Genomic DNA, 17560 nt, shown 5'->3' with positions numbered 1-17560 from the left:
TCGGGTAGATCATCCCCGGGCGGAGCGGTGCACATTCTTCCGCATGACTGTTCGAACTGTCGCGGGGGTTCGGCATCCTGACGTTCCAGCAGGTGAGCCGCTCAGCGGCCTTCGTCGGGCGGCCAACGCGGGGTGGGCTCGCCGGGGGCGAGGCGGGCCACCACCTCGGCCAGGTCGAGACAGGCGTCCTCGATCTTGCGGTAGGTGCTCTTCCGTTCGGCGACGACGGCCGCCAGCAGCAGCGTGGTCAGGGCGGCCGACCCGTTGAGCGCCTGCAAGGTGACCATGGTGGCGAGCAGGCCGTGGTGCGCGAACGGCCCGACGTGGTCGGTCGCCGCCACAATGGTGATCACCGAGACCAGCAGTACGCACGGCGCGGCCCCGGCCGGCTGGAACCGCAGAGCAGCCCAGATGAGCAGCGGAAAGACCAGGAAGAGCAGGTCGAGCGAAGTCCTGCTGACCACGAGCGTGACGACGGTGGTGCCGGCCAGCAGCAGCACCGGCTCGGCCCACTCGTACAGGTCGGTGTGCCGGGGCAGCCGGACCGTCCGGAGCGCGAGCAGCAGCGGCGTGACCACCAGAACGCCCATCGCGTCCCCCGTCCACCAGGACGCCCAGGTCGACCAGAACCCGCTGAGCGGCAGGCCGGAGAGCACCAGCGAACCCGTGCCCATGGTCGCGCTGATCAGCATCCCGACCAGGGCGCCCAGGAAGACCAGCGCCAGCCCGTCCCGCAGCCGGTCCAGCTCGACCCGGAAATCGACCCACCGGAGTATCAGGCACGCGCACACCGGAGCCAGCGTGTTCCCCGCGACGATCCCGACGGAGGCCGGATCCGCCGGCCCGATCGAGACGATGACCAGGAAGGCGCCGAGCGCGATCCCGGGCCAGATCCGCAGGCCCAGCAGGAGCAGACAGGTCAGTGCGATGCCCGTGGGCGGCCAGAGCGGCGTGACCTTCGCACCCGCGATCACCACCTGCTGCAGCAGGCCGAGCCGACCGGCCACGAAGTAGGCGACGGCGACGGCGAGGATCCGCAGACCTGCCGCCCCGAGCCGCCGGAGTACCTCGTTACGCACCACAGCAGCCATCAGACAACGTCCCGCACCCCTGACCGACCGTGACACGCGGACAGTCACTTGCACTCTCCAGGGGCGCGGGGCTCTGCTCAATCAACTGCGTGCGCGAAATCGGAAGGCAACGACGTGTACCCTCCCGCGACGTTCAGTCCCGCGCCCCGGGGATCACCCAGCCGCGTCGTGCCGCAACACGAGCACGGCCGCGTCGTCCGTGTGCCCGGTGAGGTCCGCGACCTTGATGACCTCGGCGGCCAGTTCGCCCGGGTCGGCGCCGAGTCCGGCGCGGACCACCTGCGTCACCTGGTCCAGCCCGGCCTCGATCGGGAACGACGGCCCCTCCACCACACCGTCCGTGACCAGCACGAACGCTCCGGCCGCCGTCAGCCGGCGCCGGGTGACGGGGTACCCCTCGTCGGGCAGGACGCCGAGCGGCAGGCCGCCCTCGTCCTGGGCGAGGCCGAAGCGGCCGTCGTCGGTGGCCCAGACCGCCGGTACGTGGCCGGCCCGGGCGTTGCTCAGCTCCCAGCTCTCCGGGTCGAAGCGGAGGAAGCTGCAGGTCGCGAAGAGTTCGGTGTCCATCGCCAGCAGCAGGTCGTTGGCCCGGCTCAGCACCTCGCCGGGGTCGGCGGCGGCTGCGGCCACCGCGCGCAGCCCGATCCTGACCTGTCCCATGAACGCGGCCGCCTCGACGTCGTGGCCCTGTACGTCGCCGATCGAGAAGCCGAGTGCGCCGTCGGGCAGCCAGAAACCGTCGTACCAGTCGCCGCCGATGTTCAGGCCGTGGCGGGCGGGCGCGTACCGGGCGGCGGTCCGCAGGCCGGGCAGTTCGGGCAGGGCGGCGGGGAGCAGCTCGCGCTGCAACGCCTCGGCCAGCTCCACCCTGGCCTGCTGCAGCTCGGCCCGTTCCAGCGCCTGGGCGGTCAGTCGCCCGAGCTCGGTCAGCAGGTCGTCGGCACTCGCGGGTCGGATCGGACGGCGTCGGGTCATCGACCCTCCTCATCGACCCTCCGGGCTGCATCGGGTCAGTCCGGGTCATCCTATTTCCGAGCCGGGTCGTCCGCTTGGCAGAGCTTGACCGTCCGCATGCCAGAGCCCGGCCGTCCGCTGGCCGGGGCCGCGCGGTCCACTGGTCGGGACCGGGCAGGGCCCGGCGGAAACAGCTCAAGGCCTTCCCCGTCCGTTCATGCGCACGCCGTGGCGGATACACGAGGGCCTACTACTCATAGCGCGAGGCCATTGCCGAGTACCGCATGAGTACCCGTACCGCATGAGTACCGAGGAGCATTCGTGACCCGCAGATCTGTTCGACTCGCCGCCGTTCTCAGCGCCACCGGAGTCCTGGCCGGAGCGACCATCGCCCAGTCGTACGCCGCCACCACCGCCGACTCCGTCGACGCGCAGCACCGCGCGGCGGCCAAGCACGTCCTGCTGGTCTCCGTCGACGGGCTGCACCAGTCGGATCTGGCCTGGTACGTCGCCCAGCACCCGAAGTCGGCGCTGGCCCGCCTGGTCGGCAGCGGGGTGGAGTACACCGACGCGAAGACCACCACGCCCTCGGACTCCTTCCCCGGCATGGTCGCCCAGGCGACCGGCGGCGGCCCCGGCACCACCGGCGTCTACTACGACGACACCTACGACGCGGCGCTGCTCCCGGCGGGCACCACCCACTGTGCGGGCGTCAAGCCCGGCGTCGAGGTGGACCTCACCGAGGACCTGGACAAGAACAAGGCGTCCATCGACGCGGGCCAGGGCCTCAAGGGCCTGCCGAACAGCATCCTCTCGCTGACCGGCAACGCGGCGAGCCTGCTCGACCCGACCAAGCTGCCGGTCGACCCGAAGACCTGCCGCCCGGTCTACCCGCACTCGTACCTCCAGGTGAACACCATGTTCGAGGTGGCCCGCAGCGCGGGTCTGCGCACCGCCTGGTCGGACAAGCACGCCGCGTACGACATCCTCAACGGACCGTCGGGCACCGGTATCCAGGACCTGTTCGCACCGGAGATCAACAGCGACGCCCCGGGCTACCCGGCCGGTGGCGACTGGACCACGGACAACAAGGCCACCGAGCAGTACGACGGTTACAAGGTGCAGGCCGTCCTCAACGAGATCGACGGCTACGACCACAGCCGTACGCACAAGGTCGGCACCCCGGCGATCTTCGGCCTGAACCTCCAGTCGGTCTCCACCGCCCAGAAGCTGACCACCTCGGAAGGTCTCCAGGGCGGCTACTCGGCGAAGAACGTCCCCGGCCCGCTGCTGGTGAAGAACCTGGACTTCGTCAACAACCAGATCGGCGCGCTGACCGCCGAGATCCGCAAGGAGCACCTGGCGGGCAGCACCACGATCATCCTCTCCGCCAAGCACGGCCAGTCGCCCACCGACCCGGCCGCGCTGACCCGGATCGACGACGGCCCGCTGCTGGACGGCCTGAACGCCGCCTGGAAGAAGCTCCACCCGAAGGCCGGTGACCTGGTGGCGCACGCCGTGGACGACGACGGCGTGCTGCTCTGGCTGAACGACCGCTCCAAGGCCGCCACCGAGTTCGCCAAGAACTACCTGCTGGCGCAGCACGGCACCGGCACCGACATCAACGCCAAGCCCAAGGCGTTCACCAACGGCGGCCTGACCAAGGTCTACGCCGGTGCGGCCGCTGCCGACTACTTCGGCGTCAAGCCCGGTGACGCCCGCGTCCCGGACGTCTTCGGCATCGCCCAGTACGGCGTCGTCTACACCGGCGGCACCAAGAAGGTCGCCGAGCACGGCGGCGCCCACGCGGACGACCTGGACGTCCCGCTGGTCGTCTCGGGCGCCTCGACCCCGGGCGGCGTACGTGACTCCGCGACGGTCGAGACCAAGCAGATCGCCCCGACCATCCTGAGCCTGCTCGGCCTCGACCCGCAGGCCCTCCAGGCGGTCCGCAAGGAGCACACCCGGGTGCTGCCGGTCCGCTGACCTGGCGTTTCCCGCATCGGGGCCGTACGTCGTCACCGGCGTGCGGCCCCTTCCTGCTTCCCGCGAGGGTTTCCTGCCGACCGGGTCGAAGAAATCTTCCCCCGACGTGTCGAGAGTGTCGGCTCCCGTTCGACGTGTAGGTAGAGCGGGTCGGCAGTGCCGGCCTGAGCCGCAAGAGTCAGAACAAGAGTCAGAAGGAGACACGGCGATGCGATTCATGATGCTGGTCAAGGCGAACAAGGACTCCGAGGCGGGCGTGCTCCCCACGGCGGAGGAGCTGGCCGTGATGGGTGCGTACAACGAGGAGCTGGCCAAGGCGGGGGTGCTGCTCGGGCTCGACGGGCTGCGGGCGAGCTCGCTGGGTGCGCGGGTCAGGTTCGACGGCGAGAAGCGCACGGTGACGGACGGGCCGTTCGCCGAGACGAAGGAGCTGCTCGCCGGGTACTGGCTGATCCAGGTGAAGTCGAAGGAGGAGGCCGTCGAGTGGGCCAAGCGGATCCCGTTCGACGGCGGCGCGGAGGTCGAGGTCCGGCAGGTGTTCGAGGCAGCGGACTTCCCGGCCGATGTCTTCACGCCGGAGGAAGCCGCACGCGAGGAGACGATCCGTGAGGGGCTGGGGGCGAACCCCGCGAACCCCCGGTAGGGCGTGCCGCTGGTGCCGTCACGGCGAAGCTGATCTGATGGGCTGCCGTGACGGCACCTGGTTCCGACCCTAGTTCCGCGCCGGACGGCGACGCGCACCGCGCGATCGAGGCGGTCTGGCGGATCGAGTCGGCGCGGCTGATCGCCGGGCTCACCCGGCTCGTCCGCGACCTCGGGCTGGCCGAGGAGCTGGCCCAGGACGCGCTGGTGGCCGCGCTGGAGCAGTGGCCAGCCACGGGCGTGCCGCGAAACCCGGGCGCCTGGCTGATGGCCACGGCGAAGCACCGGGCGATCGACCTGATCCGGCGGCAGCAGCGGCTGGAGCGCAAGATCGTCGAGCTGGGCCACGAGCTGGAGAGCGACCGGGCGAGGGCCGCGTCGGAGAGCGACGCGGCCCTCGACGCCGTACTGGAGGACACCGCCGACCACATCGAGGACGACCTGCTGCGCCTGGTCTTCACGGCCTGCCATCCGGTGCTGGCCACCGAGGCGAGAGTCGCGCTCACGCTGCGGCTGCTCGGCGGGCTGACCACCAGGGAGATCGCGCGCGCCTACCTCGTCCCGGAGCCGACCGTCGCCCAGCGGATCACCCGGGCCAAGCGAACCCTGGCCGAGGCGCACGTCCCGTTCGAGGTTCCGCGCGGGGCGGAGCTGGCGAGCCGGCTCTCCTCGGTACTGGAGGTGGTCTACCTGATCTTCAACGAGGGGTACGCGGCTACTGCCGGCGACGACTGGATGCGGCCCGCGCTCTGCGAGGAGGCGCTGCGGCTCGGCCGCATCCTCGCCGAACTCGCCCGGGACGAGCCGGAGGTGCACGGCCTGGTCGGGCTGATGGAGATCCAGGCGTCCCGCGCCGCCGCCCGGACCGGTCCGGACGGCGTACCCGTCCTGCTGCTCGACCAGGACCGGGGGCGCTGGGACCACGTCCTGATCCGCCGGGGCCTCGCCGCGCTGGTCCAAACCGAGCGGCTCGTGGCACAAAGCGGCACCGGTCTCGGCCCGTACGCGCTGCAGGCCGCGCTCGCCGCCTGCCACGCGCGGGCCCGTACCCCCGAGGAGACGGACTGGCGGCGGATCGCGGAGCTGTACGCGGAACTGGCCGGGCTCACACCGTCCCCGGTGGTCGAGCTGAACCGGGCGGTCGCGTTGGGCATGGCGTACGGCCCGGCGGCGGGTCTGGACCTCGTCGATCAGCTGGTCGACGAGCCCGCGCTCAAGGGCTACCACCTGCTCCCCACCGTGCGCGGAGACCTGCTCTTCAAGCTCGGGCGGTTCGACGAAGCGCGGCAGGAGTTCGAACGCGCGGCGGAGCTGACCCGGAACGGGCGCGAGCGGGCGGTGCTGCTCGGGCGGGCCGCCGACTGCGGGCCGCCGTGATTGCTGGCGTTGCGTGATTCGCTGGCGTTGACGTCAGCGTCAAGGTCTACCGTCAGCTGTATGCGGATCGGCGAACTGGCAGAGCGGACGGGCACCACCACGCGCACCCTCCGGTACTACGAGTCGCGCGGGCTGCTGTCCGCCCGGCGTACCGGCAACGGGTACCGGGCATACGGCGAGGACGACGTGCGGCTGCTCAGGCAGATCCGGCTGCTGCAGGACTTCGGGTTCGAGCTGGAGGAGACCAGACCGTTCGTGGAGTGCCTGCGCGCCGGGCACCCGGCGGGCGACTCCTGCCCGGCCTCGCTGGAGGTGTACCGGGCCAAGCTCGCCGAACTGGACGAGTGCATCGCCGGGTTGCAGGCCGTCCGGGAGCAGGTCGGGGCGCAACTCGCCCGGGCCGAACTGGAGTCGGCTGCGGGCGAGCCGCGCTGCGAACTCACGCCCGATCCGAACTGATAAACCATCAATTGAAAGGAGTGCGAATCATGGTGCAGACAGAGACGGGCGTCGTGGTCGAGGTCACCGACGCGACGTTCGCGGCGGAGGTGCTGGCGTCGGACCTGCCGGTGCTGGTCGACTTCACGGCCACCTGGTGCGCGCCGTGCCGGATGATCGCGCCGGTGCTGGACGAACTCGCCGGGGACGAGGCCGGGCGCCTCAAGATCGTCAAGCTGGACGTGGACGGCAACCCGGAGACCCAGGCGGCCTACGCCGTGCTGTCGATGCCCACCCTGATGGTCTTCCAGGGCGGCGAACCGGTGAAGACCATGGTCGGGGCCCGCGCCAAGGCCCGCCTGCTGCGCGACCTGGCCGACGTGCTCTGACCAGCACCTGGGACCGCTAAGCCCGGCGGCGACCGAAGAGGAGCGCGACCAGGGCCAGCCCGAGGATCGCGCCGATCGTCTGGGCCAGTACGAAGGCCGGGACGGAGCCCGGTGCGATGCCGGTGTAGGTGTCGCTGAGCGCGCGGCCGAAGGTCAGCGCGGGGTTGGCGAAACTACCGGAGGAGGTGCCCCAGCAGGCCGTGACGCCATCGTCCCAACGGCCGCCCGCGCCGACCATTGGCCGGTGCACCCAAGTTGGGGCGTACGCGGACCGCTTCGCTCGGAGACTCGTACGGTCGGAGAGCGGTACGCGCAGGGCCTCCCGGTCGGTACCGGGAGGCCCTGTTGCTGTCGCGTACTCGGAGCGGGTCCTACTTGGCGAAGTACCCGGAGAGGTCGGCGATCACGTCGGTGGTGCCGGTGTGGTTGGCGATGCTGAAGGCGCCGTCGGCGCCCAGCGGCGTGGTGACGTGGTTGGCGACGGTCTGCCCGGCCGTGAAGTTGAGGTCCGAGGTGCCGGGCTGAGGGGTGCCGTCGGCCCAGACGGTCAGGTAACTGTCGTTGGTGGAGCCGGTGCTGGTGACGTTGAGGACCGCGCCGGTGGCTCCGGCGGGGACGCCGACGCCGGCGGTGGCGATGGCGAGGCTGTAGGCGCCCAGGGGCACGCCGACCTTGCGGGTGTCCAGCAGGCGGGTCGGGGTGACCGGGGTGAAGAGCGACTGGCCGGCCGCGCTGTAGTAGCCGAACACGTCGGCGACCACGTGCGTGCTGCCCGTGTGGTTGTAGACGGTGACCTTGCCGTCGGCGCCGAGCGGCACGATGACCTGGTTGGCGGCGGTCTGCCCGGCGGCGAAGTTGACGTTGCTGGTGCCGGGGCGGGTGGCGCCGGTGGGGTAGGCGGTGAGGTAGCTGCCGCTGTCCGAACCGGTCGAGGTCAGGTTGAGGACGGCCGAGCTGGCGCCGGCCGGGACGCCGCCCTTGCCCGCGACCTGGACGGTCATCTCCTGGCCGGCCCTGAGCCTGCCCGCGACGCCGGCGCTGCGGGTGTCGACCAGCCGGGACGGGCTCAGCGTGGTGAAGCGGTCCCCGCTGCCCGGGCTGTAGTAGCCGAGGATGTCGGCGACCACGTCCACGTTCCCGGCCTTGTTGTAGACCGCGACGTCACCCGTCGGGCCCACCGGGACGGTGACCAGGTTGGGGACGGCCTGGTCCTTGGTGAAGTTGAGGCTCGAGGTGCCGGGTCGCTTGCCGCCCGCCGGGTAGACCGTCAGGTAGCCGCCGGAGTCCTTCGGGATCGCGGTGACGTTCAGGACCACGGCGCTGGGCTGCTGCGCGAAGGGCAGGGCGCCGAGACCGGTGTTCCCCCGGCTCATCAGCGGGATGGTCAGCGTCTGGTCCGGACCCAGCGTGCTGCTGTCGGCGGCGCCGGAGCGGGTGTCCAGCACCCGGGTGGGCGTCAGCGCGGTGTAGCCGGACGGCCGGTACGAGACGTGCAGCGGCTGGGTCGTCTTCGCGGTGTGGCCGTCCTGGTCGGTGACGGTCAGGGTCACCTGGTAGTCGCCCTCGGCGGTGTAGCTGTGCTGGAGAGCGCCCGGGTAGGTCTGGCCCTGCGAGGTGCCGTCACCGAAGTCCACGGTCACCGCCGCGTACCCCCAGGGGGAGCTGGTGCGGCCGGGGTCGAAGGAGTACGCCAGCGCACCCAGGGCCGGGTTCACCGTCAGTGCCGGGACGAGCGGACCGGGCGCGCTGACGGCGAGGTAGACGGTCTGCGGCGGGCTGGTGTCGCCGTTGGCCCGGGTGACGACGATCTTGGGCTCGTACTCGCCCGGTGTCGCGTAGCTGTGCTGGATCGTCGTGCCGGTGGTCACCACGGGGGTGGTGCCGTCGCCGAAGTCCACCTGGTACGAGACCGCCGGCGACCAGAACCCCGAGCTGTCGAAGTCGATCGTCACCGGGGCCCCGGTCGGGACCGCCCAGATCGGGACCTTGATCCCGGTGACCTGGTAGGCGTCCGTGTACTCCAGCGCGCCCCGGTCGTAGAAGCCGTTGTTCCTACCGGTGTTGGGGACGTTGGGGTCGTCGATCCGGTGGTACCCGTTCAGGTCGACGGCGAGCGCGTCAGGGGCCGTGTCGTCGGCGGAGTCGATGGCGGGGGAGGTGGACTGGAGGCGCAGGCCGGTGGCGGCCCAGCTGCCGGAGTACTGCGGGTCGGTGATGAGGTCGTGGACGCCCTGGCCGCCCGACGCCGCCGTGAACTCGGTGGCGGTGTCGTAGTGCGTCCCGCCCCACTGGTAGGCCGAGCCGGTCTGGAACCGGTTGTCCAGGTTGTAGTGCGTGATGTACGGGTTGACGAGGTTGTAGTCGGCCGTCAGGCCGGGCTCGGAGGCGGCCGACACCGAGAGCTTGGTGGGGCGCTTCTCGCAGAGCATGTTGGCGATGTCGCCGGAGTCCGCCGCGAGGATGTTGTTCTCGACCACGGCCCCGGACGAGGCGCCGAGCAGGCCGACGGCCGTGCCGCAGGTGGTGGCGACGGAGTTGCCGGTGATGACGGTGCCCGGGTCGTCCGTGACGTTGATCCCGTCGGCGCCGCTCAGCTGGGCCATCGCGTTGCCCGTCAGTACGGTGCCGGTGGCCCCGGCCTCGACGGCGATCGACTGCCAGGCGTAGCCGCCGATGGAGTTCCGGCTGATCGTGTCGCCGGTGGAGTGGCCGGTCAGGCGGATGGCCGCCGGTGCCATCGCACTCATCCCGCCGCCGTTGATCCTGTTCCCGTCGAAGGTGACGTGCGCGGTGTCGGTCAGCAGGACCGTCTCGGCCTTGGCAAAGATGTTGAACCCGCTGACGTTGACGTACTGCACGCCGGTCGCCGTGAAACCGTGCGACTGTCCGTTGAGGAGACCATGTCCGGTGCCGATGCGCGGCATGGTGTTGCCGCCGCCGTGGAACGAGCCGCCGAGGAAGGTGATCGGCTTGTCGGCGGTGCCGGAGTGCGTCAGGTTGACCTGCTCCGAGTACGCGCCGGGGGCGACCTGGACGGTCTGGCCGGGCTGCGCCGCGTCGGCGGCGGCCTGGACGGTGCAGTAGGGCTGCGCCTGGGTGCCGGTGCCGGTGTCCGAGCAGGCAGCGCCCTTCGCGACGTACAGCGTGTCGCCGGTTGCGGTGGCGGCTCCGGCGGTCGTGGCGGGGGCCCCGATGCTCAGGGCCAGTGTGGTTGCTCCGATGAGTCCGGAGAGTCTGCGGGAACGCACCGAGACGACTTCCCCCCGTTGGGTGATCGCACCGCTTCACCGGCCAGGCACAACCTGGCCGTGAGTATGACGATCATTCTGTAGTAGATGAGCATCATGGCGGATCGGCCGCGCTGCCTGCCAGCGGGGTCGGGAGAATACTCGGCCGGGCGGCTCCAAGACCCGTCCGGGCCGGTGGCACCCCCCGTGTACCTATCGCGCTTGACCCTCACGCGACGTGAGGCGGCAGGGTTGACCTCAGGAAGGAGGGAGTGACCCGATGAGCAGTTACTCGGTGGGCGAGGTCGCGGCGATCGCCAAGGTGACCGTACGGACCCTGCACCACTACGACGGGATCGGGCTGTTGTCGCCCGGCGGACGTACCCCGGCCGGCTACCGCCGCTACCAGGACGCGGACCTGGACCGGTTGCAGCAGATCCTGTTCTACCGCGAACTCGGTTTCCCTCTCGAAGAGATCGCGGCCATCCTGGACGACCACTCGGTCAGTCCGAGTGCGCACCTGCGCCGGCAGCACCAGCTGCTCGGCGAACGCATCGGGCATCTCCAGGAGTTGGCCGCAGCCGTCGAACGAGCGATGGAGGCACAGAAGATGGGCATTCAGCTGACGCCCGAGGAGAAGTTCGAGGTCTTCGGGGCGGACTACCAGGAGAGTTGGGAGGAGGAGGCCCAGGAGCGCTGGGGCGACACCGATGCCTGGAAGCAGTCCCAGGCCCGTACCGGCAGGTACACCAAGGCGGACTGGGAGCGGATCAAGGTCGAGACGGACGCCATCAACTCCCGTCTGCTGGAGGTCTTCAGCGCCGGAGCGGCCGCCGGCAGCGGCGAGGCGATGGACCTGGCGGAGACGCACCGGCAGCACATCTCGGAGCACTTCTACGACTGCCACTTCGCCATCCACCGGGGACTCGGCGAGATGTATGTCGCCGATCCGCGCTTCGCCGCGAACTACGAGAAGCTCGCGCCGGGCCTCGCCCAGTGGTTCCGCGACGCGATCATCGCCAACGCGGACCGGGCCGAGTCGGTCTGAGTCGGGCCAGGCCGGGTGGGCCGGGCCCGGGCCCGGAAAACCGCAGGGCCTCCCGGTGAAGACCGGGAGGCCCTGTTCGTCCGGAGACCGCTCGGTCAGTTGGACTTGCTGAAGTAGCCGAAGAGGTCGGCGACGACGTCGGTGTTGCCGGTGTGGTTGTAGACGTCGACGTTGCCGTTGGTGCCGACCGGGGTGGTGACGTGGTTGGGGACGGTCTGCCCGGCGGTGAAGTTGAGGTTGGAGGTGCCGGGCTTGTCGGTGCCGTCTGCCCAGACGGTGAGGTAACCGCCGGTGGTCGAACCGGTGCTGATGACGTTGAGCACGGCGCCCGTGGTGCCGGCGGGGGTGCCGGTGGGGACGGTCAGTGTGCTGTCCGGGCCGAGCGTGCTCTTGGCGATCCGGGTGTCGACCAGGCGGGTCGGGATGACGGGGGTGAAGAGGCTGTCACCGGTCGGGCTGTAGTAGCCGAAGAGGTCGGCGACGACGTCGGTGTTGCCGGTGTGGTTGTAGAGGGTGACCTTGCCGTCGGCGCCGATCGGGACGACGACCTGGTTCGGCACGGTCTGGCCGGCGGTGAAGTTCAGGTTGCTGGTGCCGGGCCGGGCGGTGCCGCTGGGGTAGGTTGTCAGGTAGCCGCCGGTGTCGGCGCCGGTGACGGTCAGGTTGAGCACGGCGGTCGTCGCGTTGGCCGGGACGCCGTTGACGCCACGGACCTGGATGCTGGTGCTGCCGTCCGGACCGAGCGCGGTGCCACCCTTACGACGGGTGTCCAGCAGGCGGGCCGGTCCGGCCGTGGTGAAGCGGTCGCCGGTGCCGCCCTGGTAGAAGCCGACTACGTCCATCACCACGTCGACGTTGCCGGTGTGGTTGAACACCGACAGCTGCTCCCCGTCGCCGAGCGGGACGGTCACCAGGTTCGAGGCGTTCTGCCCCGCCGTGAAGTTCACGTTCGACGTGGTCGGGCGCTGCGCACCGCGCGGGTACACCGTGAGGTAGCCGCCCTTGTCGCCGTTGACGGCGGTGACGTTCAGGACGACCGCGGCCGGGTGCATCCCGGACGGGATCGAGATGTACGGGTTCACGTCGACCGACTGTCCCTGGCCGACCCGGCCACCGAAGTTGGGGGCCTGCGGCTTCCGGGTGTCGAGCACCCGGAACGGGGTGATGGGCGTGAAGCCCATCGTCGGGTAGGCGGCGTGCACGGTCTTGGTGACGGTGCCCTGGGCGCCGGACTCGTCCGTGACAGTGGCGGTGACGGTGTAGTCACCAGGCTTGGCGTAGTTGTGGTAGCTGATCGGGTTGTCGACCGAGGCCGGCGTCCCGTCGCCGTAGTCGACCCGGTAACTCTTGAGCCGATAGGGAGCCGCCGACTTGTCCAGGTTGAACATGAAGCTCAGCGGCCCGTTGTTGGTGTTCCGGTCGGCCGGGGTGATCTCCAGCTGCGGCACGACCGGGCCCGGGTCGTTCACGGTGACGGGGGAGGACGTCGTCACCTTCGTCACGGAGCCGTCCGTGACGCCGGTCGCCGTCACGGTGATCAGGTACGCGCCCTTGGCCGTGTAGGAGTGGGCCGCCTGCGGCGAGTTGGTCGCGACCGGGTCGCTGCCGTCGCCGAAGTCGAAGCTGTATGTCACGGTGTCCGGCCAGTTCCGGGTCGACTGCACCTTGGCCGTCACCTGCATGGGGTGCGGCCCGTAGGTGTTGTCGACCCGGATCTGGAAGCTCTTGAACGGCTGCAGCTCGATCGCGCCACGGTCGTAGAAGCCGTTGCCCGTACCGGTGTTGGCCCGGTTGAGGTCGTCGACCCGGGGGTTGCCCATCAGGTCGGTGGACAGCTCGCCGGGCGCCAAGGCGTCGGCGGAGTCCGTCGCGGGCGAGTCGGCCAGCGGGACGACGGTGCTGTTGCCCGTAAGGTCCATCGGCAGCTGGGGGTTGTCGTTGAGGTCGTGCGAGCCCTGGCCGGTGGCCGTGTGGAAGGCGGCCGGCGACGGGTAGACGTCCGCACCCCAGGCGTAGCCGGTGCCGGTGCCGGTCGGGCGGACGACGTTGTAGTCGACCTTGGTACCGCTGACGGAGCCGGCCGAGACGGACAGCTCCACGGCGTGGGCCGGGTCCTTCGAGCCGAAGTCGGACCCGGTGATGATGTTGTTCTCGACCGTCGCGCCGCTGGAGTCGCCCGCCAGCGAGATGCCCCGGCCGTTGTTGCTCTTGAGGGTGTTGCTGGTCACGACCGTGCCGGGGGCGTCGGTGACGACGATGCCGGCGCCCTGGTTCCCGCTCAGCGCGTTGGTGGTGACGACCGTACCGGTCACACCCTTGTCGACCGCGATGCCCGCGAAGCCGGAGTCGCCGACCTGGTTGCGGCTCACCACGGAGTCGGTCGTCCGGCCGCTCAGCCGGATGCCTGGCGAGTTGGTGAACGTCCCGTTGTAGGAGAGGTTGTGGTCGATCGTGATCCGGTCGGAGTCGGTGACGAGCACCGCTTCCTGCGGGGTGTCGAAGACGAAGTTCTGCACGGTGACGTCGTGCACACCGGACAGCACGAAGCCGTGGCCCTGCTTCGTCTTGCTCTGCCAGTAGTCGAGGCCGACCTGCGGCATGTTCTCGGGGACCGTGGAGTCGCCCTTGAACGTGATGGGGTGCCCCGGCGTACCGGAGTTCTTGACGGTGACCTGCTCCGGGTAGGTGGTCGGCCCGGCCGCCACCTGGACGGTCTGACCGGCCTGGACGATGTCCGCGGCGGCCTGCACGGTGCAGAAGGGCAGCGCGGCGGTGCCCTGACCCGCGTCCGAGCACTTCCCAGGTGTGTTGTCGACGAAGAGCGTGGTGCTGGTGTCCGCGAAGGCGGGTATCGGCATGACGACACCCGCCACCACGGCAGCGGCGACGGTGGCAAGTCCGGCACGGCGGCGGATGGACAAGAGAAGTTCCCCCTGAAGATGTGACTGTTCGGCCCGGGGCGCCGTCCGACGCTCCGAGCGTGCACAGCGTTCCATACACCCGTCCGCCTGCTCCTCCCAGGTCCACCCCCGTTACCGATCTTTACCGATCCCAGACCTACGCCCCCGGCCAGTGCCCGTGCGCGTGTGTGCGGGGCACCGGCCGGCGGCCCGACCGGCCACGCCGCTCAGGCCGCGCCGTGGCCGAACGTCCGCCGGTACGCCGTCGGGGACGTGCGCATCGCCCGGCCGAAGTGGTGCCGGAAGGTGGCGGCGCTCTCGAAGCCGACGGCGGTGGCGATCTCCTCCACCGTGCCGTCCGGCGACTCCAGCAGCGGCAGGCTGGCCGCGATGCGCTGGGTGATGACCCAGCGCATCGGGCTGGTGCCGTTGCGGGCGGTGAAGTGCCGCAGATAGGAACGGTCGGACATCCGGGCCGTCTGCGCCAGTACGGCGACGGTGAGCGGCGAGGCGAGGTGGTCCAGGGCCCACAGCATGCTGCGGGTCACGCCGTCGTCCTCCTCCTCGACCGGCGCGACGGCGGCCTCGATGAACTGGGCCTGGCCGCCCGCCCGGTGCGGCGGCACGACGAAGCGGCGGGCGACGGTGTTGGCCACCTTCGCGCCGTGGTCGCGGCGGACCAGGTGCAGGCAGAGGTCGATACCGGCCGCGCTGCCCGCGCTGGTCAGGATGTCCCCGTTGTCGACGTACAGCACGTCCGGGTTGACCCGCACCGACGGGTGGCGCTGCTGGAGCAGCTCGGCGTAGCGCCAGTGGGTGGTGGCGTCCCGGCCGTCCAGCAGACCGGCGGCGGCCAGCGCGAAGGCGCCGGAGCAGATCGAGACGATCCGGGCGCCGCGCTCGTGCGCCGTGCGCAGCGCGGCGACCAGGCCGGGGGAGACCTCGCCGCTGAAGGTGTTGGGTACGGCGACCACGATGACCGTGTCGGCGGCGGCCAGCTCGTCCAGCCCGTGGTGGGCCGTCATCGAGAAGCCGCCGATCGCCCTGAGCGGAACGCCGGGCCGGTCCGCGCAGACCTTCAACCCGTACCAGGGCGCGCCCAGCAACCCCGTCAGCTCGGGCCGGGCGAGGCCGAACACCTCGACCACCACGCCGAGTTCGAACGGTGCCATGCCGTCGAACGCGTACACCGCGATGGTGTGCACCGGCTCGGGCGGCGGTCCGATCGTCACAGCCACCGGGCCCATCGTGCTCTCCCTGATCTTCGTTCTGGCGGAATCTTGGCGAGTGTAGTCGTTCACGCCACTGTCGGCGGAGGGTGTCCGGATCGGAAGATCAATGCATCGCCGCAGCACGCAATCGACTGTCAGGAGCCCGGACATGACCACCAGCATCCGCACCTCGCCCGTGACCGAGATCCCGGCGGCCACCCCCGAGCGGGCCTTCGCCTTCTTCGCCGAGCGCCTCGGCTGCCAGGCCGACCCGGCGGACGTCTGGTACGCGCTGCGAGATGGGCAGCAGGACTTCACCATCCTCGACGTCCGTGCCGAGGGCTCCCACCGCAAGGCCCACCTCCCGGGCGCGATCAGCCTCCCGGTCGCCGAGATCACCGCCGAGCGGGTCGCCGAACTGCCGCCCGGCCTGCTCGTCGTCTACTGCTGGGGCCCGGCCTGCAACGGCTCCACCAAGGGCGCGATGAAGCTCGCCGCGCTCGGCCGCGAGGTCAAGGAGATGATCGGCGGTCTGGAGTACTGGGTCCGCGAGGGCTGGCCCACCGAGGGCCGCCGCCCGATCGACCCGGCCAACGCGACCCCGTCGGACCTCGGCCTGGTCTGCTGAGCCGGCCGCCCCGGAAAGGCGGAGCGCCGCCCCGGACCTGCCGGGGCGGCGCCTGCACGGGTGAGCTCAGTGCGTGCGGCTGAAGTAGCCGAAGAGGTCGACTACTGCGTCGGTGTGGCCCGCGCTGTTGTAGACGTTGAAGAAGTAGTGCCCGAGCCCGGCATAGGCGAGGTTGGAGACGGTCTGTCCGGCAGCGAAGTTGACGTTGGAGACGTCCGGATCGGGGCCGAAGCCGGAAAACGCGGTGAGGTAGCCGCTGCGGTCGGATCCCGTGGCGGTCAGGTTCACCACCGTGGTGGTGGCGTTGAGGGGAACGGGAAAGCCGGAGATGTTGGCGGCGACGACGCGCCGCCAGCCGCCGGGGCCGATCGGCGCCTCGGGGGTACGGGTGTCCAGGAGCCGCCCGGGGGTGACGGGGGTGAAGGCCGTGTAGCCGTGGGGGTCGTAGTAGCCGCTGACGTCCGCGACGGCGTCGACGTCGGCGGGCCCGTTCTTGACGCAGAACCGGCCGTTCAGGACGGGCGCGATCACCTGGTTGGCGACCGTCTCGCCCGGCCCGAAGTTCACGTTGGAGGTGCCGGTGTAGGAGTGGGGGTCACTGCCGCGGGTCGTGGCCAGGAAGCCGGCCCGGTCGGAGCGGGTCGCGGTGAGGTTCAGGACCACCGAGTCGACGTCGCTCGGCAGGCCCAGCTTGTCCGCCGGCAGCGTGAAGCAGGACGTGGTGTGCGGCGCGATCTGCCCGGCCTTCCCGGTGCCCAGGCCGATGCGGGTGTCCAGCACCCGGGTGGGCGCGAGGTCGGTGAAGTTGTCCTCGCCGACCGGGGTGTACCAGCCGACCGTGTCCACCACGATGTCGGTGCTGCCCGTGTGGTTGTAGATCGTGAAGGTGCCGTCGGCGCCCAGCGGGACGGTGACGAGGTGTGCGCTGGTCTGTCCGGGGGTGAAGTTGCTGTTGGAGGTAGTCGGCCGCGCCTGGCCCGTCGGGTACACCGTCAGGTAGCTGTCCGCAGTCGGGTTCACCACCGTGACGTTGACGACCGCCGCGAGGATGCTGGGGTTGTTGTTGGTGATGCCGTTGGCCGGCTTCACCGGATCGATGTTGACGGTGAGTTCGCCGCCCGGCCCGAGCTTGCCCCGGTGCCCGTACCCGGTACGGGTGTCGAGGATGCGGCCGGACGCCGGGCGGAGGCGCCCCGCCGGGTATGAGGCGCCCACCTCGACGATCGCGGAGTCGGTGTTGCCGTTCCGGTCCGTGACGGTGAGCTTGACCAGGTACTGATCGGTGCTGCTGTACGTGTGGGTGCACCCGTGGGTGCAGTCGTACTGCGACGGGCTGTCGCCGAAGGTGATCTCCTGCTTGACGATCGGCACCGGGCCGGTCGAGGCCGAGCCGTCGAACAGGTAGCTCAGCAGGTGCGGTTTGCCCGCCGACTTGACGGACAGGACGGCGTGCGGGCCGCCCGTGGCCGCAGCTGCGGCCGGGACGGCGAGTCCTAACAGTGCGGTGGTGACGGCGAGTTGGGCAGCTATGGCGCGCAGGCGCATGATGGTGGACCCCCCGTGAGTCGAGCGCCCCGGTGGTCCATGGGACACACCTCGGTCAGCGGACCGGAGTGGGCGCTCCAAAGCTTCTATCAGGGTGTTCGGTCCGGTGTAAAGGGTTCCGACC

13 protein-coding genes and 1 pseudogene are annotated in these 17560 nt (G+C 70.5%); 7 read left to right on the top strand and 7 right to left on the bottom strand.

All coding sequences use genetic code 11. The features are described 5' to 3' along the window. Window positions 1–101 precede the first annotated feature (101 nt). Window positions 102–1082, bottom strand: coding sequence for an MASE1 domain-containing protein (locus P3T29_RS09720; RefSeq protein WP_280715905.1), 981 nt, complete (start codon window positions 1080–1082; stop codon window positions 102–104). A 162-nt stretch (window positions 1083–1244) separates the two neighbouring features. Continuing rightward, a complete protein-coding gene (locus P3T29_RS09715; RefSeq protein ID WP_280715904.1) occupies window positions 1245–2066 on the bottom strand; it encodes a PP2C family protein-serine/threonine phosphatase in 822 nt (273 codons plus the stop codon). A gap of 300 nt (window positions 2067–2366) precedes the next feature. Here P3T29_RS09715 and P3T29_RS09710 point away from each other — a divergent pair, with 300 nt between their 5' ends. The 5 genes from P3T29_RS09710 (at window position 2367) to trxA (ending at window position 6877) form a co-directional block, all read left to right on the top strand. Continuing rightward, complete coding sequence (locus P3T29_RS09710) at window positions 2367–4031, top strand: alkaline phosphatase family protein (RefSeq protein WP_280715903.1); 1665 nt, start codon at window positions 2367–2369, stop codon at window positions 4029–4031. A 208-nt stretch (window positions 4032–4239) separates the two neighbouring features. After that, window positions 4240–4674 (top strand): YciI family protein, encoded by a 435-nt coding sequence (locus tag P3T29_RS09705; protein WP_280715902.1) that lies wholly within the window; start codon window positions 4240–4242, stop codon window positions 4672–4674. A gap of 47 nt (window positions 4675–4721) precedes the next feature. Then, complete coding sequence (locus P3T29_RS09700) at window positions 4722–6050, top strand: RNA polymerase sigma factor (protein WP_280715901.1); 1329 nt, start codon at window positions 4722–4724, stop codon at window positions 6048–6050. A 60-nt stretch (window positions 6051–6110) separates the two neighbouring features. After that, a complete protein-coding gene (locus tag P3T29_RS09695; protein WP_280715900.1) occupies window positions 6111–6509 on the top strand; it encodes a MerR family transcriptional regulator in 399 nt (132 codons plus the stop codon). Between the two features lie 29 nt (window positions 6510–6538). Then, window positions 6539–6877, top strand: coding sequence for a thioredoxin (gene trxA / locus P3T29_RS09690; protein ID WP_280715899.1), 339 nt, complete (start codon window positions 6539–6541; stop codon window positions 6875–6877). Between the two features lie 16 nt (window positions 6878–6893). Here the strand turns inward: trxA and P3T29_RS09685 are convergent. Both P3T29_RS09685 and P3T29_RS09680 read right to left on the bottom strand, forming a co-directional pair. Then, window positions 6894–7076: pseudogene (locus P3T29_RS09685) on the bottom strand (aquaporin); the annotation flags it as partial. 172 nt (window positions 7077–7248) lie between these two features. After that, complete coding sequence (locus P3T29_RS09680; protein WP_280715898.1) at window positions 7249–10125, bottom strand: PKD domain-containing protein; 2877 nt, start codon at window positions 10123–10125, stop codon at window positions 7249–7251. Between the two features lie 259 nt (window positions 10126–10384). Between P3T29_RS09680 and P3T29_RS09675 the strand changes: the two genes are divergently transcribed. Beyond that, the gene (locus P3T29_RS09675) at window positions 10385–11152 is read left to right on the top strand and encodes a MerR family transcriptional regulator (RefSeq protein ID WP_280715897.1); all 768 of its coding nucleotides are present in this window, start codon (window positions 10385–10387) and stop codon (window positions 11150–11152) included. A gap of 95 nt (window positions 11153–11247) precedes the next feature. Here P3T29_RS09675 and P3T29_RS09670 read toward each other — a convergent pair whose 3' ends face one another. Together P3T29_RS09670 and P3T29_RS09665 are read right to left on the bottom strand one after the other, a co-directional pair. Further along, window positions 11248–14073, bottom strand: a complete 2826-nt coding sequence (locus P3T29_RS09670; protein ID WP_280715896.1) for a right-handed parallel beta-helix repeat-containing protein — start codon at window positions 14071–14073, stop codon at window positions 11248–11250. Between the two features lie 206 nt (window positions 14074–14279). Continuing rightward, window positions 14280–15299 (bottom strand): helix-turn-helix domain-containing protein, encoded by a 1020-nt coding sequence (locus P3T29_RS09665; protein ID WP_280715895.1) that lies wholly within the window; start codon window positions 15297–15299, stop codon window positions 14280–14282. 133 nt (window positions 15300–15432) lie between these two features. On the opposite strand from P3T29_RS09665, the gene P3T29_RS09660 reads away from it, so the two are divergent. Continuing rightward, window positions 15433–15891, top strand: a complete 459-nt coding sequence (locus P3T29_RS09660; RefSeq protein WP_280715894.1) for a rhodanese-like domain-containing protein — start codon at window positions 15433–15435, stop codon at window positions 15889–15891. Between the two features lie 66 nt (window positions 15892–15957). On the opposite strand, the gene P3T29_RS09655 is transcribed toward P3T29_RS09660, so the two are convergent. Further along, window positions 15958–17436: a hypothetical protein gene (locus tag P3T29_RS09655; RefSeq protein ID WP_280715893.1), complete on the bottom strand. Its 1479-nt coding sequence runs from the start codon at window positions 17434–17436 to the stop codon at window positions 15958–15960. Window positions 17437–17560: the final 124 nt, after the last annotated feature.

The organism is Kitasatospora sp. MAP5-34 (assembly GCF_029894335.1).
Taxonomy (GTDB): Bacteria; Actinomycetota; Actinomycetes; order Streptomycetales; family Streptomycetaceae; genus Kitasatospora.
Note: the sequence above shows the minus strand (reverse complement) of the source record. Positions and strands in the feature narration are given on the sequence as shown.